This is a genomic window from Mycobacterium cajalii (assembly GCF_045809005.2).
Taxonomy (GTDB): domain Bacteria; phylum Actinomycetota; class Actinomycetes; order Mycobacteriales; family Mycobacteriaceae; genus Mycobacterium.
The window spans coordinates 4,024,625-4,046,169 of the sequence record NZ_CM141436.1 but is presented as its reverse complement, the minus strand read 5'-3'; the positions used below and the strand labels follow the sequence as shown (position 1 = coordinate 4,046,169).

Here is a 21,545-nt window from a genome sequence, read left to right as displayed (position 1 = left end):
GGGCGTGGGGAGTATCAAGTGCACCGGCGGTGACGGCGGGACGCCGCTGCCCGCGTGGTCGCCGCCGACGCCAGGAGTAGCGTGCGACACACGCAGCCCCATGAATGACAAGGAGACCCATGAGTCACACCGACGTGCTCGACGCCACCATCGCCGCGGCCTCGCCGATCGAACAGGCGGTCGCGGTGTTCATGCTGCACCCCGAGACGTTCGCCGAGAGCATCGCCGCCGGCTACCAGAACCCGCTCACCGGATACGTCGCCGGCCGCGGCGGCGTGCTGGGCGAGGCCACCGGCGCCACGGTCGCTTCGGTCTTCGTCGCGTTCGAGCCCAACTTCCTGCGCGGCCTGTGGGAGGAGGGCGTCGCGGTGCGCGGCGCGGCCGGCGCGGCCGAGGTGTACTGGGACCAGGCCGCCCGCTTCGGCCGCAAGCACCTGGCCGGCGCCCAAGGCCTGGACCGCATCGCGGCGCTGGGGGAGAAGATCATCGCGGCGGCACCGGACGCGGGCCTGCCGTTGTATGCCGGCTGGCGCACCATGCCGCTGGCCGACGACGCGCCCGCGCGGGCGCTGCAGGTCATGCACGTCCTGCGGGAACTGCGGGGCAGTGTGCACTTCAACGCCCTGACCATTTCCGGCATCACCGCGGTGGAAGCGCACATGCTCAACAAGGGCCATCAGTACGCGGCGATGTTCGGCTGGCCCGAGCCGTTCGCCGACGGCGCAGACAAGAAGGACCGCTACGCCGAGGTCGAGCGCGCGACCAACCACCGGATGGCCGAGATCTTCGCGGCCGCACTCACTCCCGACGAGGCGGACGAACTGGCCCGCCTCAGCGCGAGCGCCCTGGCGTCGCTGAAGGCCTCCGCCGCGACCTGAACGGCCGACGGGCCGTGTGCCTCGCCGATATGCAGATCCGCGATGCGGTCAGCGTGCACGGTATGCGTCCGCGCGGCTGAACACCCCGACGACGGCGACGTGCCGACGCTCGTCATCGATTCTGTAGATCACGCGGTAGGTGCCGCGGCGTGCGCTGAAGCGATCATGCAACGGCGGTCGGAGCCGCGTGCCCACGCGGTGGGGATTGTCGAGCAGTGGACCGATGAGGAATTCATAAGCGGCGAACGCCACCGATTCGGGAAGCTGTTCGGCCAGTTGCTTTCTCGCTGTCGGAGCGATTATCGGCTCGTAGCGCGAACCGGTCACTTCCTGGCTCGGCGCGCTTGCATCGCTGCGGTAAGGGCGTCCTGGCCCTCCCCTTCTCCCCGCGCCAGCTCGGCATCGGCCTCCCCGAGGGCGCGAAGCGCCTTCGCGTCGGACAGCACCGCAATGGTTTCCTCGAGCGACTCCAGATCGTCGACGGCAAGAAGGACCGCCGCGGGGCGTCCATGCACCGTCACCGTGATCCGTTCGTGCTGATCGCCGACGCTGGCCACCAACTCCGACAGGTGTGCCTTCACGTCGGCGAGTGAGCGCATTTCGGGCATAGTCATAAGTATGACCAATTGTTTCTGCTGTGTGTCCAGGGTTTTGTGGGCACGTCGCACCATGGTTCCCTCGCTGTGACCGCTGTGACCGGTGCGACGCCCACGCGCTAGCCTGACAGTCGGCTTCCCACCCGCGCAGGCGAGGCAACGATGAGCCAAATGGCCGAGACCCCGATCGGGCTGACGGGTCTGCACCCCGTCGGGCGCGGCGTGCAGCGCCCCGAACACGTCGTCGTGGCCGGTGACGGGCGAGTCTTCGCCTCCGACAAGGCCTCTGCCGTCGCGGAACTGATCGACGAGGACAACGTTCGGCGCATCGGCCGGGCCGGCGGCGAGCCGAACGGCATCGCCCGTGACCGCGACGGCCACTTCCTGATCGCCAACTGGGGCGCGGGCGCGCTGCAGGACCTGGACCCGGTGAGCGGCGCGATCACGACCCTGTTGAGCGGACAACTCGAGGGACGTCCGCTGACGTGGCTGAACTTCGTGTGCGTGGATTCCGCTGGGGCGCTGTGGTGTTCGGTGAGCACGACGGCCGACGACCTGCTCGACACCATCGCGCGCGGCACCCCCGACGGGTACCTGTTCCGGGTGGCACCGGATCGCCGGTCGGCGCACGTGGTCGCCGACGCGGTGGCCTTCCCCAACTGCATGACGCTGGACCGCGAGGAGGCCTCCCTGTATGTGGTCCGCACGCTGAACGCCGACGTGGTGCGCTTCCCGATCCACGGCGAAACACTGGGGCCCCAACAACGATTCGGCCCGCCGCTGGGGGACCGGCGCCCCGACGAGTTCGGCCCCGACGCCGGCCGCTTCCTGGCCGACCCGCAGGTGGGCCGCCGGTGGGGGATGGCCGACGGCTGCGCGTTCGACGCCGAGGGAAACCTCTGGGTCACACTCGTTTTGGCCAACAGGATCGTCGCGATCCGCCCGGACGGTACGGCGACCGTCGTGCTCGACGACCCCGACGGCGCGGCGTTACAGGGCCCGACCAGCATCGCCTGGGGCGGAGCGGACATGCGTGACGTCTACATCGGCTCGATCCTGACCCCGCACGTGCTCAAAGGCAGAAGCTCGGTGCCGGGCCTGCCGATGGACCACCAGCGCTAGCCTTCGGAAGGCCCGGGCCGCATGAAGTCCGGCAGCGCCTGCTGCGGGTCGGCCGGGATCATCGATTCGGGCAGTCCCCACAGCTGCCGAATGGTGGCGCCGCCGTCGACGACCAGCGTCTGACCGGTGATGCGGGCGGCCAGCTCGGAGGACAGGAACAACGCGGCGTTGGCGACGTCGTGCGCGCGCGGCGCCGCCAGCGGGTTGATGCCGTTGACGGCGTACTCGTGCGGCGGCTGGTCCTCGTTGCCCGAGCCCACGTTGCCCGGCGCGACCGCGTTGGCGCGGATCCCGTACCGGCCCAGCTCGTCGGCGAAGGTCTTGACCAGGGAGATAACGCCGGCCTTGGCGGCGCCGTAGGCGGCGTGGTAGGTCGCCGCCGCGATGCCGTCGACCGAGGCGAGCGCCACCAGCGAGCCGCCCGTGCGCTGGGCGATCATCTGCCGGGACACGGCCTGAAAGAGGTAGTAGACCTGGGTCAGGTTGTAGTGGATCGCCGCGTCCCACAACTCGGTGGTGAAGTCCTCGACCTTCGACCAGGTCGCACCGCCGATGATGTCGACGCACACGTCGACCCCGCCCAGCACCGCGACGGCGTCGTCGATCGCCCGGCCGACCTGCTCGGGATCGGCCATGTCCGCGACGATCGGCACGGCCTGACCGCCCCTGGCGACGATCTCGTCGGCGACGTGATGCGCGCGCCGCTCGTCGATGTCGATGCAGGCCACCGACGCGCCCGCCTCGGCCAGGACCAACGACGTGAACCAGCCGTGGCCCGCGCGCTCGGGGATGTAACCCGCACCCGAGACCACCGCACGCTTACCGGACAGCCCGAAATCGACCACGGCTGCAGTATCGGGACCGCCCCGCCCACTGTCAACGACGCTTCGCCGCGCCCGCGTGACCGCAGAGGTTTGCCGGAATCATTGGCGACTGCGAGATCTCGGCGCACTATGGACGCAGTGAGCGAGTTCATGCAGAACACCGACGCTTTCCTGTGGGCCATGGAAAGCGATCCCGTCCTGCGTTCGACCATCGTCACGATCTCCCTGCTGGACGGCACCCCGGATTGGGGCGAACTCGTGGAGAGGTTCGACGGACTCAGCCGTCGACTGCCGACCTTCCGCAAGCGGATCGTGTCCTCGCGTCGGCCGGCCCCGCCCCGCTGGGCGGACTGCCCGGATTTCGACCTCGGTTTCCACATGCGCCGGGTGACCGCGTCGCCGCCTGGCACCGTCGCGGCGGTCCTGGAGATGGGCCGGCTGGCCGCGATGGCGGACTTCGACCGGGCCCGACCGCTCTGGGAGATCACCCTGATCGACGGACTTGCAGACGGCGGCGCGGCACTGATGACCAAGATGCACCACTCGCTGGCCGACGGCATCGGCGGCGTCCAGATCGCGATGACGCTGTTCGATGTCACCGGCCGCCGCGGCGGCGCACCGCCCGCCGTGCCGCCACCGCGGCCGCCGTCGCCGCTGGACGGGCTGCGCGACACAGTCCGCTACGACGCCGGGCTACTCGCCCGTGCCGCAACGGCTTCGGTAGCCGGCATTCCAGGCGTGGTGCGCAGCGCCGCCCGGCACCCGGTGCAGACGGCCACCTCCGCGGCCGGGGTCGCGTCGTCGATCTATCGCACCGTGCGCCCGATCACCGAGCCCGGCTCGTCGCTCATGAGGGACCGCTCGACGGTCCGTCGCCTCGGGATCCACGCGGTGTCGAGGCCGCGTCTGCGCGCCGCCGCACACGCGGGCGGGGGTTCGCTCAACGACGCTTTCCTGGCGGGCCTGACCGGCGCGCTGCGCCGCTACCACGAACAGCACCACGCCGCGGTCGGGGACTTTCATGTGGGGATGCCGATGAGCCTGCGCGCTGAAGGCGACGCGATCGGCGGGAACCGCGTCACGATCATGCGGTTCGACGTGCCGGTCGGTCTCGCCGACCCGGCGCGCCGCATCGAGGAGATCCACCGTCGGGCCACCAGGCAGCGCGACGAGCGCTCGCTGCCGTACATGCAATTGATCGCCGGTGCGTTGAACCTGTTGCCGCGCTGGTACATCGGGGCGGCGCTGCGTCGCGTCGACTTCGTGGCCAGCGACGTGCCCGGCATCCCGGCCCCGGTGAGCCTCGGCGGCGCCCCGCTGCGGATGGCGTATGGGTTCGGCCCGACGATCGGTGCAGCGGTCAATGTCACGCTGCTCACCTATATGGATACCTGCGCGCTGGGAATCAACGTCGACGCGGGCGCGATTCCCGACTTCGAGGTGTTTTACCAGTGCCTCGTCGACGGGTTCGACGAGGTGCTGGCGCTCGCCGATTAGTGTCTTCAGACCGGTTCGGCGACCGTGACGTTCACTCGGACAGGTTCTTTGGGTTCCGCGTTGTCGCCCTTGCCCCGTAACGGCTCCGCCAGCTGCGCGCCCAACCAGACGACCCCGCGGCCCACGGCCGCGAGCACCTGGCCCGTCGTGGTCGCGGCGGATTCGAAGGCCGCCAGCGCGGCATCGAGCACGCTGGGAATGTGGAAGTCCTCCCACGTCTCCACCTGCTGATGGCGGGCCTTCGCGAAACCGTCGAGCTCCTCGCGCAGCGCGCACCGCTGCCCGGCGAGCTCGCGCACCGACGAGAACCGGAAGCCGTCGATGGCCTTCAGCTTTCCGAACCGGTCCAGCACGTCCTTGGCGTCCCGGTAGATGCGCAGGTCCTCGCCGAGATGGTGTTCGACCAGCTCGCGGGCCTCGTCGATGGCGCGCAGCAGCTGCTCGGGTTGGGTCGACTCGATGCGGGCCAGGCTCAGGCGCTGCCACTTGTGCAGCGACTCCTCGGCGATCACCAGCAGACTCAGGGCGTCGCCAACACGGTTGTCGTCGATGGCGTTTCGCAGCTTCGCGGCGCGGTGCTGGACGGCTGTCGTGTGGTCGAACGACGCCAGGATGCGGGTGACGTGGTTACGCAGCTGCTCGACGGCGACGTTGAGCGCCGGCCCCAGCGCGGCCACCGAATCCCAGTACGCGTCGGGCAGCGACCCGTACTTCTCCAGCGAGTCGACCATCCGCGTCACCGTCAGGTTGTTGCCCAGGACGTCGCCGGCGCGCTGCGCCCGGGCAACCTCGAGCACCGCCTCGACCTTGTCCTCCACGCGGCGGACCGCGTCCTCGACCTCGGCGACCGCGGACTTCAGCGCCATCTGCATCGCGATCAGCTGCGCCGACATCATCGCCTCGGGCCCGACCCCCGCCGGCCGCCACTGCAGCGGCGCCGGCAACTGGCCGTCGGCGGCGAGTGCGGTCAGCCGGAAGAAGCCGTCGGCGCCGGGAATCAGCTCGCCGCTCCTCAACGCGTCGAGGCTGTCGCGGTGCAGTTGCACGTACTTGCCGGTGTCGGCCAACAGCGAGGCCAGCCCGGCCAGCCCGCTCGCGGCATTCGCCAGCGACGCGCCGTCGATCCCGGCGACGCGCATGGCGTGCCCGGCGCTCGCCCGCAGCCGCGTCAGATACGACTCGACGGCGGCGGGATCGCCCCCCAGCAACAGGGCCTCGTCGTGGAACGACACCACGATCTCGTCGGCGTCGGTCACTGCCAACACCTCGGAGGCCTCGGATGTGCTCACGGCGCCCCTAACGATCCGTCGGCATGCAGGCAAGCAGGCCAAGAGTTAACACGAATTTGTCGGCTGGCAAATGCGGACATTACACCCACGCACTAGGCGAAGCTTCCAGTTCGTCGCCTGTTCGGTAGGAATTCACCAGAACGGGCCGACGGCCCACCGCGGGCTCGGCAACCCGGCGCGACTCAGGTGTCCAGCAACTCCGGCAGGAAGATCTGGTCGGGTCGCCAGCGCCGGTCCACCAGGCCCTGCTCGAACTGGTAGCGCAGGTTCGTGCCCAGCGCCATGCGGTTCGCCGCGATCCCGTAGGGCCACCAGTCGGGGCCGAACTGCTGCGCGTTGCGCTCGACCAGCGCGTTCATCCACGGCGTCATGTTCTGCACCTGATAGACCCGCCGGCCGGCCCGGTAGCGCTCGGCGGCGGCCTCTTTGGCCGCCACGAACGCGCGGTAGATCGCCCGCGCCGCCGCGGGTTCGGCCGCGGGCGAATCCCGCCGGACGACGACGGTGTGCATCATCGGGAAGATGCCGGTGCGCCGGTGGTAGTCGCGCTCGACCGGCTCGAAGTCGGCAAACAGCCGCCGCACCGCCGGCGACCCGTCCAGCACGCACTGCGGCACGTTGGCGCTGAACAGCGCGTCGATCTCGCCCGCCTCGAGCATCGGGCCCAGCGCCGCGGGTGCGGCGGCGACGTCGACGCCGGGGGCGTGGGTCTGCGGGACGAAGTCGAACGGCTCCGCGGGGGAGTCGAGCCCGCCGATGAGCCAGCGGTTGCGTTCGGGGCGAAAGCCGTACTCGTCCATCAGGATTCCTTTGGCCCACACCCCCGAGTCCTGGCCGTACACGCCCATCTCGCCGATGGTCCTGCCGACGAGATCGCCCGGCTCGCGGATCCCGCTCGCGGTGTTGACGAAGACGCACGAGTGCCGGAACACGCGGTTGGGAAACACCGGGATCGCGATGAACGGCGAATCCGCGCCGAAGGTGCGCAAATAGAATGTGAGCCCCAGTTCGGCCACGTCGAACTCGCGGCCGCGCATCATGCGTTCGAAGATCTCGGGAATGGTCTCGGCGGTCTCCATCGCCACGTCCACGCCCTCGACGGTCACGCTGCCGTCGAACAGCGCCGCCGTCGTCTCGTACCGGAAGCAGCCGATCTTCACGGGACTCATCACGTCCGCCCCTTCAGTGTCGGTGCGCGACCCGGCCGCGCGGAAAGCCCCGCACTCCGGCGCCGGTGTGTCGTGGGCGCCCGGGTTCCACGATGAGCGACTGCACCGTGCGCGATGCCACCCGACCAGCGATGCCGCATCGACCGATCGTCGCACAGCCCCGGCCATCGCTGTCGACGACACGAGCGAACGGCCCGCATGGCCCGACAGCGGGGCCTTCACCCCGATGCGATTGTCAGCGTTTGGTTCTCGGCAACGCGGCTGCGCGCGCCGCCACCTCGTAGAGGACGGCGAAGTCGGACTTGCCGTGTCCGTAACCGATCGCGGTCTGGATGAGTTGGTGCGTGGTGGCCGCCACCGGCATCGGCACCTCGAGTTGTCGGGCCGCGGCAAAGCCCAGGTCGAAGTCCTTGCGCAGGCTTTCGGTGGTGAACGTGGGCTCGTAGTTGCGGGCGCGGATCGCCTGGCCCTTGTGCCGGATGAACGTCGAGCCCAGCACGGAGTCGTCGATGAAGTCCAGGAAGGCCGACGGCGTCACGCCGCCCTTCTCGGCCAGGGTGGTCACCTCGGCCAGTGCCTCGCTCACCATCCCCAGCAGCAGGTTGTGGCACAGCTTGGTCAGCAGCGCGGCTTCGCCTGTGCCGCAATAGGTCACATTGGGTGCGATGGCACGCAGGTACGGCTGGACGGTTTCGAATGTCTTCGCCGCGCCGGACACGATGATCGAACCGCGCCCCTGGGCGACCATGTCGGCGTTGCCGCTCACCGGTGCCGACAGGAACGCGACACCGCGCTTGGCGGCCTCGGCGCGGACCTCGGCGGCCGCCTCGGCGGACACGGTCGAACAGTCCACGACGATGCGCGGTGCCGGCTGCGCGCGGAACAGGCCGCCGGGGCCCGCGGTCACCGCAAGCAGGTCCGAAGAGGACGTGACCGTGGTGAACACGATGTCGCAACGGCCCAGATCGCCGACGTTGGCGGCGCGGGTGGCCCCCATCCCGATCAGCGGGCCGGCCTTCGAGGCCGTGCGGTTCCACACGGTCAGCACGGTCCCGTGGGCCAGCAGGCGGGTCGCCATCGCGCTGCCCAGCCGGCCCGTTCCGAGCCAGCCGATGTGATGATCCCCGGTCATGACGCTCCTTGGGTGACAACGGTTCCCCGCTGCGGGGGTACCTCGAGGCCGACCTCGTCGATGGCGCCCACGCCGGCGAAGAAATGCGGCACCTCGGCGTGCTCCCCATGCCGATTCGCCTGATGGCGGGTGCAGGTTCGGTCGCCAACGTCGGCGAAGGTCAGCAATCGGACGTCGGCCATCGTCCCCCCGGGCGTAAGTGTGGCGTTCACAATACTGAACACTCTGTGTAGTTTTGCTGTCAAATCCGATCGCTGCCGGTGCCTAATACGCCAGTTGCGTGCGGCCGCGCACAGGTGGAGACGAACTCGCGCAGCACCATTCAGCTGTGCACGGCGTTCGCCGGGAGCGCCTCACGCCGGTGCACGACGACCGGGCCGATTCGCTGGCGTTCGACCCGGCAACGCCGCCTCACCACCCACCGCAACCCGCGTCCTGTCCGTCGTCGTCCACGACCCTCACGGGGCGGACTGAACGCTGACGTTGCGGGCGCCCCTGACATTGCGAAGTCCCGAGCAGTTCACGCAGCCGACGCATCCGACACAGTCGACGCAGCGCAGGCACCCCACGCAGGCGACGCAGCGGGTGCAGGCGATGCACGCCACACACGCCACGCATCCGCGCACGAGAACGCTCAACACCGTCAACACACTGCCGATCACCCCGACGCTGCCCGCGGTGGCGACGGACCCGGCCACCGCGACGCTGCCCGCGGTGGCGACCGACCCGGCCACCGCGACGCTGCCCGCGGTGGCGACCGACCCGGCCACCGCGACGCTGCCCGCGGTGGCGACCGACCCCGCCACCGCGAGGCTGTCCCGAACGGCGATCGCGCCCGCCGTCGAACCGTCGTCGAGAGTGAGCGTCGAACCCTGCAGCACTGCCACGAACTCATCATGCCAAGGCGGCCAATCGATCGTCACCCTTGCGCGCGTGCGACGTCATCGGCGCGCGGACCGGGCCCGCCGCGGCGCGACAAACCCGTATCGTGGCACGACGTGACCGCCCGCAAGCCCCCGTCGACCCGGCTGTCGGTCGAGGACTGGCTCAAGGCCGGCTACACGCTGCTCGCCGAGCAGGGGAGTCGCGCGCTGAAAGTCGAGCGCCTGTGCCAGCAGGCCGGTGTCACGCGCGGCAGCTTCTACTGGCACTTCGCGGACATCGACAGCTACCGGGCCGCGCTGGTCGAATCGTGGAACACGTTCCTGGAAGAGGACCGGCGCTCGCTGGCCCGGCTCGACGAGTTACCACCACGGGAGCGGTTGTCCGCCATGATGATCGCCCTGACCAACGCCCAGCACTGGATGCTCGAACGGGCGATGCGCGAATGGGCGCGCACCGACCCGGCCGCCGCCGCCAACGTCCGCGCGGCCGACAGGCGGGTGCTTCGCGCGGTCACCAAGGCCTACACCGACCATGGCTTCGGCCCCGCCGACGCCAAGCTGCGCGCCGAGTTGACGTTCGCGGCCGGCGTCGGACTGCTGCACCTGGCCGGCTCGGCCGAGGAGGCCCAGCGGGCCGCCCAACGTGAACACCTGCTCGACCTGATGCTGGCCGAGCCGACCCAAGGGGGCCCGGGTCACCCGCAGTAAGGCGCCGGTCGCCGAGGACGGCGACCGGCGCGGCCGATGGTTTCTCAGTTGCTGCGGTTACTTCAGTTGCCGAAGCCGCCGCCGGTGGTGGCGCCGGCCACCGAGACCGGTGCCTGGGGGCCGGGGCTGCCGTTGATGCGGCTGGCGGCGAAGGCGGCGCCCTTGTCGATCATGCTGACGTCGTCGATGTAGGTGTTGTGGGCGGCGAAGTTGAGCCCGTCGGAGCACACCGGGTCGTCTTGGACGCAGACCTTGATGGTCTTGGCCTGATACAGCGGGCCGATGGTGAGGTTGGGTTCGCCCAGAAAGCTCATGGCGCGCTCGTTGGGTGTGCCGAACAGCACGACCGAGGAGACGTGGTTGGCGACCTCGGGGCTCAGGGGTTTGGGCACGGTGGCGGGGTCGATGCCGTCGGGCACCGCGGGGGAGGTGACGAAGCCCATGATGGCCGCACCCTGGGAGTAGCCGCTGAGCACCATCTTGGTGTTGGGGCATTGGTGGGCCATGGAGAGCACGTGTGCCCCAGCGTCTTTGACGCCCTCGACCCCGGTGTCCCATTGGTCGCTGGCGGGGTAGTTGACCGAGTAGACGTCGAAGGACTTGCCGGCCACGCGGGGGCGCAGGTTGTCGATGAAGGCCTGCACGGTCGGGCCGGGGCCGGGGTCTTCCCCGGTGCCGCGGGCGGCGACCACTTGGACGTCCGGGCAGCCCTGGGCGGCGGCGAGCGGAACGGCGGACGAGGTGAGGACGGAGGCGCTGAGTCCGGAGGCGGCGACGACAGCCGGACCGAGAAAACGAGCGATGTGGCGTGTGATCATGCGGCAATACTCCCCGTGCGAGCGGATCTCAAACCTACGAATTACCCGATTCAATTATTTTCCGCACAGGATCGGTGAATCTGCAACCGGCATGCGCAAATTGGACTTCCAGTCGACGTCGCGTTCGACGCGCGTCAGATAGATGCGTAGGCCCGGGGCGCCGGGTCGTTCCCCGGAAACGCCTGCCGGACAACGGCTCTCTTGCCGTCCGAGGTTGGGGCTTTGTCAGCCACCCAGATTGCGCAGCGCCGAGTCCAGTTCGGCGGCCTGGTGCACCAGTTCGCGGTCGGACAGCTCGGCGCCCCCGGCGCGCTGGACGAGTTCCTGCCGGGTCGCGACCTGCAGGGCCCCGCGGTACTCCGGTGAGTCGAGGTCGGCCGGCGTAGCGACCTCGACGCGGCCCTCGACGACCACCGGCACGCAGTCGTCCCGGTCGCCGGCGAGCAGCCGCCGGACATCGTCGGGGCGGACCGTCATGACATTCCTCCTCGCCCGGGACCCGGCTCGTCCCCCGGGGTGCCCGCCGGATCGGAATCGGGGCGCAACGCGGTCACGGTCGGCCGCGCCCGGGCGTCTGTGACGCGACGCCGCGCCGCAGTGGCGTATTCGGCTCGGCGGGCCTGGGCGCAACGCGCTGGCGCGGTCGGTTTCCAGGCGCAGCAGCTGCTTGACCCTGTCGTAGAGCTGCTGCACCCCGGTTCCGTGGCCCTCCATGCCGACCGCGTCGATGCAGGCGTCCGGGCCGCGGCCACCGGTCATCTCCCGGATCGTCTCGTGCACGCTTTCCACGGCGGTGTAGTCGACCGTCTCCAGCCCGAACTCGTTGCGGGCCAGAGCCAGTCTTCCGAGATCCGGTCGATGACGATGGCCCGCTCGGCCCCCAGCAGCAAGGCGCTGCGGGCGGCCATCAGGCCGACGCCGCCCGCACCCCACACCGCGACCGTGTCGCCACCGACGATGTCGCAGAAGTCCGCGCCCATGAACCCGGTGGGCACCGCGTCGGACAGGAACAGCGCCTGCTCGTCGGTGATGTCGTGTTTGATCGCAAAGCAATTGGCGTCGGCGAACGGCACCCGGACGTACTGCGCGTGCGAACCGGCGTACCCCCCGAACGGGTGAGCGTAGCCGTAGATCCCCCCGGACGGGTAGCCGAGCAGCGGCTGCTGGAGCCCGGCGTTGGGATTGGTGGGTCCCAGACCACGCCGGGTCCCTTCAGCAGGCGCCAGAGGTAGCGGTCCTGCCCCGTCGCGTCGACCGCCGCGATGTCGCCGAGCACCACCGACAGCTGCGCGGGGTCGCGCCAGAACCGCGCGATCGGCTCGACGGGGCACGCGATGGTGTCGGTCTGCGCGGTGGCCCGGTGGGGCAGCATCTCGGCGACCCTGCCCGCCAGGTCCGCCACTTGGCTCTTTGCCGTGTCGAGATAGCTCACCCGGGCTCCTTCCGTCGCGGCGTTGCGGTACCCGCCCACGTCGGGCCCAAACCGGTCCGGACCGCCGTGTCGGTGGGTCGGCGTACGTTCACGCCATGAGTGCATCCAGGTCGGGCTCGGGCGGCGGGTTCGGCGGCTTCGTGGCCGTGCTGCTGCTGATCGCGGTCATCATCAAGCTCATCTGGTGGATCCTCGCGACGATCCTCCTGGTGGGACTGTTCTTTCTCGTGCGCGCCGTCGTGCGCTGGTACGGCGAGCGCGCGGCTGCCCGGGCTCGAGGTCGCCAGGAGCTGGCCGCCCGCGCCGATCAGCAGCACAACTGGGTGCTGCGCGGCGACGACCGCGGCATCTACGGCCCCGCGGGTGCCGCGCTCATGCACGACCTGTTCCCGGCGAGGCGGCAGCTGCGGAGGCCGCCGTGACGAACCCGGTTGCTACCATCGCGCGGTGGGTGATGGCGCTGCTTGCGGCCGGCCGGTTTCGCGGCGCGACCTGCTCCGATGCGCGGGAATGGCGCCGGTCGCCGTCGGTGTGGCCGCGTTGGCCGTCGCCTCGCGCGCGGCCGCCGCCGGCCCCGGGTTCGTCGTGCTCGACGCGGGCCACAACGCCGTCAGCGACGCGTCGCTGGCGCGGCAGGTGCCCAACGGACGCGGCGGCGCCAAACCGTGCAACACCTCGGGCACCGCGACCGCCGACGGCTACCCCGAGCACGCGTTCAACTGGGCCGTCGTCACGCTGGTCAGTCAGTCGCTCAACCAGCAGGGAATCCGCACCCAGCTGTCCCGCGCGGGCGACGACGGCGTCGGGCCCTGCATCGACCAGCGCGCGGCCCAGGCCAACGCGGCGCGCCCCGACGCGATCGTGAGCATCCACGCCGACGGCGGGCCTCCGTCGGGCTCGGGGTTCCACGTCAACTACTCCAGCCCGCCGTTGAACGAGGTGCAGGCCGGCCCCGCCGTACGGTTGGCCCACACGATGCGTGACGCGTTGGCGCAGGCCGGTTTTCACCCGGCCACCTACATCGGCTCCGACGGCCTCTACGGCCGCGGCGACCTGGCCGGTCTCAACTTCGCCGACTACCCGGCGGTGCTGGTCGAACTGGGCAACATGAAAAACGCGGACGATGCCGCGCGGATGCAAAGCCCCGACGGCCGGGCCCGCTACGCCGCCGCCGTCACGGCGGGGATCGTCGCCTTCCTGAACTCCTGAGCCGCGACCGGTGCCGGCGCCGAATCACCCCGCGGCATCCAGGAATTGATTCACCGCGTCGACGAACTCGGCCGGCCGGTCGCGCACGAGCCAGTGGCCACAGGGTTCGAGGACGCGCAGCTGCCCGTCGGGGACCGCCTGCGCCGCCGCAACCGAATCCGCCACCGGTACCAGCTTGTCGCCGCGCCCCGCCAGTATCAACGTCTTGGCTTTGATTTGCGGTAGCTTCGCCACGAGCGACAAATTGGCGGGTCCGGCCAACGCCCATCGCTGGGTGGCCGTGAACGCCTCGCCGGCGCGCGGGCGCTTGCCGCTGACGACGAGCGCGTCGATCAGGTCGTCGGCCAGCGCGGACGGGTTCGTCATGCCGAGTCCGGCGCGCAACTGCAGGCGGATCAACCCGGAGCCCAGGCTTACGGACAGACGGTTCATTCGCCTCTGCAGCGCGGGGTGACGCACGATCCACTCGACCGTGCGCATGAACCTGAACTTCTCGGTGATGCCGCCGGGGTTGATCGCGACGATCCGGCGCACCACCTCGGGGTGGTCGATGGCGACGGCCAGGGTGATCCAGCCTCCGAGCGACAACCCCCCGAGATCGACCCGGTCGAAGCCGAGGGCACGGATCAGTTCGACGACCCAGTCGCCGTACCACGGGATGGAAAAGTCTGCATCCGAAGGGAATTCGCTGTCGCCGTAGCCGGGCAGGTCCGGGGCGACGACCCGCCGGCGCCGGCCCAGGGAAACCAGCGCCGAACCGTAGGACACCAGCGCCGAGTCCAGGCCGCCGCCGTGCAGCAGGACCAGCGGGGTGGCGCCGTTGCCCGGGTCGACCTCGAAGACCCGCGTGCGGACACCCCGGACATCGATGTCATGCGCGTCGATCCCGGCGGGAACCCGCACCGACCGTGCACCGGTCAACAGATTCTCCTGACTCGACTCGACGATCGGGCAGATCAAGCTCACACCGGCGCGGCGGCGCACACCAGAGATAGTGCATCACACCATCGAACGTGCGGTGCCGGAAACGGCCACCGGCTCGGGTGGGTCGAGCCGGCCTGCGCGTCGGCCCCGTCAGGCTTTCTCGTCCCGCTCGGTGGGTAGCTCCCCGACCGGGCAGTCCGCGACGCCGACGGTGTCGCGGGTCATCGACTCCACGTTCTCCTGGGCCTTCTTCGGGTCGTTCACCCAGAGCTTGTAGAAGTCGAACGGGCAGTCGGCCACGCCCTTGTCGCCGTCGCCGGCCGCGAGCACCCCGGTGTAGCCGCGATGCAGCAGCTTGAAGAGGTGGTTCTGCGACTGCCCGGTGCGGCGCGCATCGCGGATCGCCGAGACGGACAGCTGCGCATACTGGATGCCGTACTCCTCGGTCCCGGTCTCGCCCAGGGTGCGGCCGTCGAACCCGATGATCGCCGAATGCCCGAAATAGCTGTAGACGCCGTCGAATCCGGCCGCATTCGCCACGGCGACGTAGACGTTGTTGGCCCAGGCCATCGCCTTGGACATCAGCACCGTCTGCTCGGCGGCGGGATACATGTAGCCCTGCGAGCGGACGATGAGCTCGGCGCCCTTCATTGCGCAGTCCCGCCAGATCTCGGGATAATTGCCGTCGTCGCAGACGATCAGTGACACCAGGATCCCCTTCGGGCCCTCGACGGCATAGGTGTCGGAGCCCGGATACCACGGCTCGATCGGGGTCCACGGAATGATCTTGCGGTACTTCTGCACGATCTCGCCGCGGTCGTTCATCAGGATGAGCGTGTTGTACGGCGGTTTGTGGGGATGTTCCTCGTGCTGCTCGCCGGTCAGCGAGAAGACGCCCCACGTCTTGGCGGTCCGGCACGCCTCGGCGAAGATCTGCGTGACCGGACCTGGGACGGTGGTGGCGGTCGCGTACATCTCCGCCTCGTCGTACATGATGCCCTGCGTCGAGTACTCCGGGAAGGCGATCAGATCCATGCCCGGCAGGCCCCGCTTGATGCCCACCACCATGTCGGCGATGCGTTGCGCGTTGGCGAGAACCTCGTCGACGGTGTGCAGTCGCGGCATCTTGTAATTGACCACCGCGACACCGACGGTGTCCGGACTCGACGAGATGTCCCCGTGCCTCATGCTGGATCGGTCCTTCCCCGCGTGTGTTCCCGGAGCCCAGCACCGGCCGCCTACGGCGACTCCTGATGGCGTGGGGCAGAAGCGCTAATTTACCACCAATGGCAATAGTTGCATAAGATAGTGATTTGGCCGGGACCTGGCTTGCGGGAACGGAATCCCCAACTCCGTCGCCGGCGCGAGGCGGGTTCGACGTGAGCCCGCCCGAGCGAACCGGAATAGCGCCGCGAATTTCGGGAACACTGGGTAACGAGTCATGGCGTGGCCGCGACGCGCCCATGCCGGCGGGCGGGGCGAGTGGTTGTCGGCCAATCGAATCCCCCAGCGATTCATGAATTCGGGAGGCCGGGCGCGTGGGTGAACAAACCGTCGAACAGACACGAGAAGAAAGCTGGCAACGCGTCACCGAATTGCCGCTGGCCGCCGTCGCCATCGCCTTCATCGCCCTGTACTCGGTGCACGTGCTGGGCCATCTCGGGCACGCGGCCACGCACCTGCTGTGGGTGTCGAGCTGGGTGTCCTGGTTTCTGTTCGTCGGCGACTACCTGGTCCGCCTCAACTTGGCGTCCGACAAGCGGCACTGGTTCGTCCATCATCTGTTCGACCTGCTGGTGGTCGCGCTTCCGCTCATGGGACCGCTGCTGCTCCTGCGGTTGGTCGTGCTGGCCGGGGCGTTGCAGAAGGCCGTCGGGATGGCGGTGCGCGGCCGCATCCTCATCTACACCGTCTCGGGGGTGTGCCTGCTGATCTACGTGTCCTCGCTGGCCGTCCTCGACTTCGAACGCGACCACGTCGGCGCCCGGATCACGTCGTTCGGGAAGGCACTGTGGTGGGCCGTCACCACCGTGACCACCGTCGGCTACGGCGACTTGTACCCCGTCACCGTCCCCGGCCGGCTCGTTGCCGTGATGCTGATGATCGGCGGCATCACCCTGGTGGGCGTGGTCACGGCGTCGCTGGCCTCGTGGATCGTCGAACGCGTGTCGGAGACCGACACCGCGAACCGGGCGACGTCGTCGGCCGAGATCGCCGAACTCCGGCATGAAGTTCGCGGGCTGGCCGAACAGCTACGGCGGGTCGCCGCGCACGTCGATCCGGAGTCGCGGCGCTCGTTGGCGGCTACTGGAGCAGCTGGCCGATGGTCGTCACGACGATGAGCAGCAGCGAGGCCGCCCCGATGACGTACACCGGCCGCCGGGCGGTGATCGCGGCCCCGACGGGTTGCTGCAGTACGCGCTGGCGCCGAACCGAGATGTAGTAGGTGAGCAACGCCACCGCCCCGGCCAGCACGGCCGGGATCACCCCGGCCGGCCCGACCGAGCCGTGCAGATTCCTGATCATCAGCAGCGCGCCGTTGACCAGGAACGCGAACGAGGTGCGCGACCAGGACAGCGCCGTGCGCTCCGCCTGAAGCCCGCGGTCGGACGGGGCCGAGGCGTCGCTCAAGCCAGTACCGCCTTGGCGATGACCAGCCCGAGCGCGATGAACCCGACCAGGCTGAGGCCCACCGCGAGGTAGAGCGGCGAGGGATGACGGGGCAGGGGGTCGCCGCGGCGCATGGCCCGGTCCGCCTGGTGCCAGCGCAGCAGCCCCATCCCGCTGGTGACGATGGCCAGCGCCGCCAGGCCCACGCCCAGCCCGCGGCGTGCGCCGGGGACGGTCAGTTCGGGAACCAGTTGCACCAGTGCGACGGCGGCGGCGAGCAACCCCAGCGCGGTCCGCTGCCAGGCCAGGAATGTCCGTTCGTTGGCGAAGGTGAACCGGTAGTCGGGTTCCTGCTCGCCGCCGCCGTCGGCGTCATCGGCCACGAGGCGCATTGTAGATTGGCGCCCGTGGTGCGGGCGTTGCTGTTCGACGTGCAGGGAACGGCGACGGATTTCTTCTCGACGGTTTGCGAGGAGGCGCGGCGCATCGGCCCCGATGCGGCCGTCGACTGGCCCGACGTGGTGCGCCGCTGGCGGGCGGGCTACTTGGCGGCCACCGGCGCCGCGGCCGGTCGGCGCGGCCAATGGGTGCCGGTGCGCTCGGTGTACCGCCGCGCCCTCGATCACGTATTGGACCAGGGTGTCCTCTCGGTTGCCCAGCGCGACGAGCTCACGCTGGCCTGGGAGCGCCTGCGGCCGTGGCCGGACGTGGTGCCCGGGCTGACGCGCCTGAAGGAGGCGTTCACGTTGGCGACGCTGTCGAACGCCGACGTCGCCGCGCTGGTCGACATCTCCAAGCGGGCCGGGCTGCCCTGGGACGCGGTCTTCGCCGCAGAGATGGCCGGGGTGTTCAAGCCCGATCCGGCGATTTACCGCATGGCGGCGACCTATCTGAGGCTGGAACCCGCCGAGATCATGATGGTGGCGAGCCACAAGTACGACCTGCGCGCCGCGGGCGGTCTCGGTTTTCGCACCGCGTTCATCGCGCGCCCGCTGGAATTCGGCTCCGACGGCTCGCCCGACGTGGCCTACTCGGACGAGTTCGACGTCAACGCGTCGGACTTTCTCGACCTCGCCGGGCAACTCGGCTGCTGACGTTTCAGCGGTGCGCCGATCCGGTCAGCGGTCGGCCGTCGGGCCCCTGCAGCAGGCAGATGACGGTGCTGGGGGTGGGGTCGGCGCCGGCGGATCGCCCGGTGTACGGGGCGAGCCCGGCCTTGCAGTCCCGGTTGGCGACGGCGGCGACGGCGCTGTCGACGGCCATCGGGGCCCGCAGATACACCTCGGCCAGATGCGCTGCGCCGCAGTCGACGACGGTGACCGTCACCCGGCTCAGGTCGGCCGGCGGCAGGTCGGCCAGGCATTGCCCGACCTTCAGGTCGATCCACTTCTCGGTTTGCGAGCCGTGCGGTGGCGGGGCCGCGAGGGCGTTGGTGGCGCAGGCCGCCAACAAGGTTCCCGCAGTGAGTCCCCATAACGCGTGCACGGCTCGCACGCCGTGCAGTCTAGACGGTATGGGCAGGCTGGGGCCTCGCTGCATGTGATCGTGGGTTGCCGACAGGAATCAGGTCCTGGCCGGTAGAGCCACAGATGTAGGAGGCCCCAGTGAAACGCCATCGTACGAGTGTTGGGTTGGATGTGCACGCACGATCAGTGGTCGCGTGCGCCTTGGACGGGGACACCGGGGAGGTGTTCGAACGGCGATTGACCCCGGACTATCGGGATGTCCTGGACTGGTTGCGGTCGCTGCCGGGCAGGGTGGCGGTGACGTATGAGGCGGGGCCAACCGGGTTCGGGTTGGCCCGGTTTCTGCTGGCCGCGGGGGTCATGTGTCTGGTGGCTGCGCCGTCGAAGCTGCAGCGCCCATCAGGGGATCGGGTCAAGACCGACGCCCGTGATGCCGCGCATCTGGCCCGGTTGCTGCATCTGGGACAAATCGTGGCGGTCACGATTCCCAGCGCGGATCAGGAAGCAGCCCGCGATCTGGTGCGCGCCCGTGAGGACTGCCGCGGCGATCTGATGAGTTCCCGGCACCGGGTATCGAAACTGCTGCTGCGCCAAGGGATCATCTACTCCGGCGGGCGGACTTGGACCGGTAAGCACGAGGCATGGCTACGGGCGCAACGCTTCGAAGCCACCCCATTGCAGCTGGCTTACGACACCGCCCTGGATACGATGCTGGCCACCGTTGATCGCCGCGACCGACTCGATGCCGCGATCGCCGAACTGGCCGCCGGCAGTGCCTACACGCCGGTGGTCACGCGGTTGGGCTGCTTGCGTGGGGTCTCGACGTTGACCGCGTTCGGGCTGGCGGTCGAGATCGGTGACTGGGGCCGGTTGACCGGGCGCTCAATCGGGGCCTACCTCGGGCTGGTGCCATGCGAGTACACGTCGGGGAATTCACGCTCGCAGGGATCGATCACCAAGACCGGCAACGGCCATGCCCGCCGACTGTTGATCGAAGCGGCCTGGCACCACCGTCAACCGTATCGGCCCGGGGTAGATCTGCGGCGGCGCTGGGATGCCGCCAGCCCGACAGCACGGGCGCGGGGCCAGCAAGCCAACCGGCGCCTGCACCACCGCTGGGCGTCCTTCGATGCCCGCAAGAAGCGCCCCGTGGTCGCCAACACCGCCATCGCCCGGGAACTGGCCGGCTGGTGCTGGTCGCTGGCTGTGCTCGACACCTGAGCACCGGCCCATAACTGTCCGAACAACCCGGTGGTGGCGGCAGCGCCTGGGAGTGACCCGCGAACGCCCTATGAGCAATCATGTTGCAGTGCAGTCTGATTACGCTCGATCTCTAGACCCGCGATCCACTCCAGCAGAACAGTCCGTCCTGCGGTAACCAACCCGCGCATATCAGACTTGACGACGCGTCGACAAACGACACGCTCGCCACCACAGAGTCCCCGTTCGGTCAACGGAAGCGGCGTCCCCGGCGACGGTCGAGGACGCCGCTTCCCCCTGCGGTCTTGACAAAACCGATTCCATATCAGGGCGTATCGGTCAGCGCCGGGTCCGGCTGCCCCGACGACATCGACAACAGGCCGCGCACGCAGCGCGCGGCCAGCAGCCAGTTCGTCGGCCTCTTCATGTCCAGCCCGCCGAGCAGCTGCTTGACCATGGTCAGCGTGTCGAAGTAGATACGTTCGCAGACAAGCGTTTCGGATTCGTCGAAAACGAAATAGGCGGTCATGCGCACCCGGAACCGGCCACCGGTGGGCGGCACCTTGCCCAGGTAGCCGCGATGGCTGCCCATCAACCAGAACTCGACGATCACCGCGTCGGCGCTGTGCCGCAACGCGATGATCTCGTGGTCCTGATCGGGGAACGCGGTGCGGGTCTCGGCGTAGTAGCCGCGCACCGCCGCGTCGCCGTCGTGGACGACCAGCTGCGGGATGAGCTCGTAGCGCGGATGCGGGAACGTCGCCAGCACGTCGTCCCAGGCGTGACGGACCTCGTCGCGGAAGTGGTCGAGCACGAGTCTCTGGCGCGCGGCCAGCACGTCGGGAGCGGGGAATGCGGGAATGCTCACGCGGCGAGCGTAAGGTGCCGGCGAGCAGACGCAAACTAGGGTGAGGGCTCGAGCGGGGCGCCGACGATCGCGCGGCTGGATTGGCCGTGCACGTCGACGGGCGCCGCACCCATCAACGAGACCCGGTGCAGCAGCCGGTATTGGTCGTCGTAGTCGGCTACCGCGCGGTGCTGGGTCGCCCGGTTGTCCCAGATGGCGATGTCGCCGGGCCGCCAGTACCATCGAATGGTGTTCTCGGGCAAGATGATTCGCCGCTGCATCAACTCCAGCAGCACGGTCGACTCGTGCGTGTCGAGCCCGACGATGCCACGCGCGAAGCTCCCGGCCACCAGGGTGCGCTCGCCGGTGTCGGGGTGCACCCGCACCAACGGGTGCTCGGTGTGGTATTCCGGCTTGTCGGTCCGGTTGGTGTGCACCACCCACAGATCGTCCGCGAGCCGCCGCAGCGGTTCGGGCAGCGCCTCGTACGCGGCCGCGGTGGACGCCCACAGCGTCGACCCCCCGTAGTCGGGCATGGTCACCGCGCGCAGCATCTCCACCCCCGGGTAGTTCGTGGCGAACGTGATGTCGCTGTGCCAGCGGTTGTCGTAGCCGTACCGGGAGTCGACCTGATGCACGAGCGGCGCGTTCCGCAGCGGGTAATACCCCGTTGACGGGTGGCCGACCAGCATGAAGGGCAGGGGATCGCCCAGCAGCCGCGCGAACGCGACCTGACCGGCGTCGTCGAGGTGGTCCTGGCCGCGGAAGAAGATCACCTTGTGCTCCAGCAGGGCGCCGTAGATCTGCTCGGCCGTCTCGGCCCCGAGGTCACCGCCGAGGCGCACGCCCTCGATGCACAGGCCGAGGTGGCTGCTCAGCTTGGTCACGGTCAGCGGTGTCGTCGCGGGCATGATCTTTCGAGACTAGCCGGGGCGGGTCG

Annotated in this window: 26 protein-coding genes and 1 pseudogene; 9 read left to right on the top strand and 18 right to left on the bottom strand. The window is 69.5% G+C overall.

Translation table 11 applies throughout. The features are described 5' to 3' along the window. The first annotated feature begins 119 nt into the window (after positions 1–119). Positions 120–878: an SCO6745 family protein gene (locus ACJ512_RS19250; RefSeq protein ID WP_407688141.1), complete on the top strand. Its 759-nt coding sequence runs from the start codon at positions 120–122 to the stop codon at positions 876–878. Between the two features lie 48 nt (positions 879–926). Here ACJ512_RS19250 and ACJ512_RS19245 read toward each other — a convergent pair whose 3' ends face one another. Continuing rightward, positions 927–1,205, bottom strand: coding sequence for a type II toxin-antitoxin system RelE family toxin (locus ACJ512_RS19245; protein ID WP_407688140.1), 279 nt, complete (start codon positions 1,203–1,205; stop codon positions 927–929). Continuing rightward, positions 1,202–1,486, bottom strand: a complete 285-nt coding sequence (locus tag ACJ512_RS19240; protein ID WP_407688139.1) for a type II toxin-antitoxin system Phd/YefM family antitoxin — start codon at positions 1,484–1,486, stop codon at positions 1,202–1,204. Before ACJ512_RS19240 ends, ACJ512_RS19245 begins: the two co-directional genes overlap by 4 nt. Positions 1,487–1,645: 159 nt before the next feature. On the opposite strand from ACJ512_RS19240, the gene ACJ512_RS19235 reads away from it, so the two are divergent. Next, positions 1,646–2,596 carry an SMP-30/gluconolactonase/LRE family protein gene (locus ACJ512_RS19235; RefSeq protein WP_407688138.1) on the top strand — a complete coding sequence of 317 codons (951 nt, stop codon included), beginning with the start codon at positions 1,646–1,648 and terminating at the stop codon, positions 2,594–2,596. On the opposite strand, the gene ACJ512_RS19230 is transcribed toward ACJ512_RS19235, so the two are convergent. Then, the gene (locus ACJ512_RS19230) at positions 2,593–3,441 is read right to left on the bottom strand and encodes an SDR family NAD(P)-dependent oxidoreductase (protein ID WP_407688137.1); all 849 of its coding nucleotides are present in this window, start codon (positions 3,439–3,441) and stop codon (positions 2,593–2,595) included. The two genes, ACJ512_RS19235 and ACJ512_RS19230, sit on opposite strands and share 4 nt — an antisense overlap. Positions 3,442–3,549: 108 nt before the next feature. Here ACJ512_RS19230 and ACJ512_RS19225 point away from each other — a divergent pair, with 108 nt between their 5' ends. After that, complete coding sequence (locus ACJ512_RS19225) at positions 3,550–4,917, top strand: wax ester/triacylglycerol synthase domain-containing protein (RefSeq protein ID WP_407688136.1); 1,368 nt, start codon at positions 3,550–3,552, stop codon at positions 4,915–4,917. Positions 4,918–4,922: 5 nt separating this feature from the next. On the opposite strand, the gene ACJ512_RS19220 is transcribed toward ACJ512_RS19225, so the two are convergent. From ACJ512_RS19220 to ACJ512_RS19200, 5 genes are all read right to left on the bottom strand, one after another. Then, the gene (locus tag ACJ512_RS19220) at positions 4,923–6,206 is read right to left on the bottom strand and encodes a hypothetical protein (RefSeq protein ID WP_407688135.1); all 1,284 of its coding nucleotides are present in this window, start codon (positions 6,204–6,206) and stop codon (positions 4,923–4,925) included. A 182-nt stretch (positions 6,207–6,388) separates the two neighbouring features. Beyond that, a complete protein-coding gene (locus ACJ512_RS19215; RefSeq protein ID WP_407688134.1) occupies positions 6,389–7,375 on the bottom strand; it encodes a 4,5-dihydroxyphthalate decarboxylase in 987 nt (328 codons plus the stop codon). Between the two features lie 235 nt (positions 7,376–7,610). Then, positions 7,611–8,507: an NAD(P)-dependent oxidoreductase gene (locus ACJ512_RS19210; RefSeq protein ID WP_407688133.1), complete on the bottom strand. Its 897-nt coding sequence runs from the start codon at positions 8,505–8,507 to the stop codon at positions 7,611–7,613. Then, the gene (locus ACJ512_RS19205; protein ID WP_407688132.1) at positions 8,504–8,731 is read right to left on the bottom strand and encodes a hypothetical protein; all 228 of its coding nucleotides are present in this window, start codon (positions 8,729–8,731) and stop codon (positions 8,504–8,506) included. Before ACJ512_RS19205 ends, ACJ512_RS19210 begins: the two co-directional genes overlap by 4 nt. A gap of 234 nt (positions 8,732–8,965) precedes the next feature. Continuing rightward, on the bottom strand, positions 8,966–9,385 hold the full coding sequence (locus ACJ512_RS19200; RefSeq protein WP_407688155.1) for a hypothetical protein: 420 nt from the start codon (positions 9,383–9,385) through the stop codon (positions 8,966–8,968). Positions 9,386–9,505: 120 nt separating this feature from the next. On the opposite strand from ACJ512_RS19200, the gene ACJ512_RS19195 reads away from it, so the two are divergent. Further along, positions 9,506–10,099, top strand: a complete 594-nt coding sequence (locus tag ACJ512_RS19195) for a TetR/AcrR family transcriptional regulator (RefSeq protein ID WP_407688131.1) — start codon at positions 9,506–9,508, stop codon at positions 10,097–10,099. Positions 10,100–10,161: 62 nt separating this feature from the next. Here ACJ512_RS19195 and ACJ512_RS19190 read toward each other — a convergent pair whose 3' ends face one another. From ACJ512_RS19190 to ACJ512_RS19180, 3 genes and pseudogenes are all read right to left on the bottom strand, one after another. Continuing rightward, positions 10,162–10,917 (bottom strand): cutinase family protein, encoded by a 756-nt coding sequence (locus tag ACJ512_RS19190; protein ID WP_461479803.1) that lies wholly within the window; start codon positions 10,915–10,917, stop codon positions 10,162–10,164. 225 nt (positions 10,918–11,142) lie between these two features. Beyond that, positions 11,143–11,394 (bottom strand): hypothetical protein, encoded by a 252-nt coding sequence (locus ACJ512_RS19185; RefSeq protein ID WP_407689478.1) that lies wholly within the window; start codon positions 11,392–11,394, stop codon positions 11,143–11,145. A 147-nt stretch (positions 11,395–11,541) separates the two neighbouring features. Continuing rightward, positions 11,542–12,104: pseudogene (locus ACJ512_RS19180) on the bottom strand (zinc-binding dehydrogenase); the annotation flags it as partial. Between the two features lie 340 nt (positions 12,105–12,444). Here ACJ512_RS19180 and ACJ512_RS19175 point away from each other — a divergent pair. Both ACJ512_RS19175 and ACJ512_RS19170 read left to right on the top strand, forming a co-directional pair. Then, complete coding sequence (locus tag ACJ512_RS19175) at positions 12,445–12,771, top strand: hypothetical protein (RefSeq protein ID WP_407689475.1); 327 nt, start codon at positions 12,445–12,447, stop codon at positions 12,769–12,771. 88 nt (positions 12,772–12,859) lie between these two features. Beyond that, positions 12,860–13,558 (top strand): Rv3717 family N-acetylmuramoyl-L-alanine amidase, encoded by a 699-nt coding sequence (locus ACJ512_RS19170; protein WP_407689477.1) that lies wholly within the window; start codon positions 12,860–12,862, stop codon positions 13,556–13,558. A 24-nt stretch (positions 13,559–13,582) separates the two neighbouring features. Here the strand turns inward: ACJ512_RS19170 and ACJ512_RS19165 are convergent, their stop codons facing one another. Then, positions 13,583–14,479, bottom strand: a complete 897-nt coding sequence (locus ACJ512_RS19165) for an alpha/beta fold hydrolase (RefSeq protein ID WP_407689474.1) — start codon at positions 14,477–14,479, stop codon at positions 13,583–13,585. 153 nt (positions 14,480–14,632) lie between these two features. Beyond that, positions 14,633–15,670 carry an aliphatic amidase gene (locus tag ACJ512_RS19160; RefSeq protein WP_407689473.1) on the bottom strand — a complete coding sequence of 346 codons (1,038 nt, stop codon included), beginning with the start codon at positions 15,668–15,670 and terminating at the stop codon, positions 14,633–14,635. A gap of 350 nt (positions 15,671–16,020) precedes the next feature. Between ACJ512_RS19160 and ACJ512_RS19155 the strand changes: the two genes are divergently transcribed. Next, positions 16,021–16,824 carry a potassium channel family protein gene (locus ACJ512_RS19155; RefSeq protein ID WP_407689472.1) on the top strand — a complete coding sequence of 268 codons (804 nt, stop codon included), beginning with the start codon at positions 16,021–16,023 and terminating at the stop codon, positions 16,822–16,824. On the opposite strand, the gene ACJ512_RS19150 is transcribed toward ACJ512_RS19155, so the two are convergent. Together ACJ512_RS19150 and ACJ512_RS19145 are read right to left on the bottom strand one after the other, a co-directional pair. After that, the gene (locus ACJ512_RS19150; protein ID WP_407689471.1) at positions 16,787–17,113 is read right to left on the bottom strand and encodes a DUF202 domain-containing protein; all 327 of its coding nucleotides are present in this window, start codon (positions 17,111–17,113) and stop codon (positions 16,787–16,789) included. The two genes, ACJ512_RS19155 and ACJ512_RS19150, sit on opposite strands and share 38 nt — an antisense overlap. Further along, on the bottom strand, positions 17,110–17,475 hold the full coding sequence (locus tag ACJ512_RS19145) for a YidH family protein (RefSeq protein WP_407689470.1): 366 nt from the start codon (positions 17,473–17,475) through the stop codon (positions 17,110–17,112). The genes ACJ512_RS19150 and ACJ512_RS19145 overlap by 4 nt, the downstream gene beginning before the upstream one ends. On the opposite strand from ACJ512_RS19145, the gene ACJ512_RS19140 reads away from it, so the two are divergent. After that, positions 17,467–18,186 carry a haloacid dehalogenase type II gene (locus tag ACJ512_RS19140; RefSeq protein ID WP_407689476.1) on the top strand — a complete coding sequence of 240 codons (720 nt, stop codon included), beginning with the start codon at positions 17,467–17,469 and terminating at the stop codon, positions 18,184–18,186. The two genes, ACJ512_RS19145 and ACJ512_RS19140, sit on opposite strands and share 9 nt — an antisense overlap. A 4-nt stretch (positions 18,187–18,190) precedes the next feature. On the opposite strand, the gene ACJ512_RS19135 is transcribed toward ACJ512_RS19140, so the two are convergent. After that, entirely contained in the window at positions 18,191–18,631 is a 441-nt protein-coding gene (locus tag ACJ512_RS19135) for a hypothetical protein (RefSeq protein ID WP_461479802.1), read from the bottom strand. Between the two features lie 65 nt (positions 18,632–18,696). On the opposite strand from ACJ512_RS19135, the gene ACJ512_RS19130 reads away from it, so the two are divergent. Next, positions 18,697–19,779 (top strand): IS110 family RNA-guided transposase, encoded by a 1,083-nt coding sequence (locus ACJ512_RS19130; RefSeq protein WP_461479801.1) that lies wholly within the window; start codon positions 18,697–18,699, stop codon positions 19,777–19,779. Between the two features lie 304 nt (positions 19,780–20,083). Here ACJ512_RS19130 and ACJ512_RS19125 read toward each other — a convergent pair whose 3' ends face one another. Next, positions 20,084–20,626: an ester cyclase gene (locus ACJ512_RS19125; protein ID WP_461479800.1), complete on the bottom strand. Its 543-nt coding sequence runs from the start codon at positions 20,624–20,626 to the stop codon at positions 20,084–20,086. Positions 20,627–20,661: 35 nt separating this feature from the next. Then, positions 20,662–21,516: a TauD/TfdA dioxygenase family protein gene (locus ACJ512_RS19120; RefSeq protein WP_407688853.1), complete on the bottom strand. Its 855-nt coding sequence runs from the start codon at positions 21,514–21,516 to the stop codon at positions 20,662–20,664. Positions 21,517–21,545: the final 29 nt, after the last annotated feature.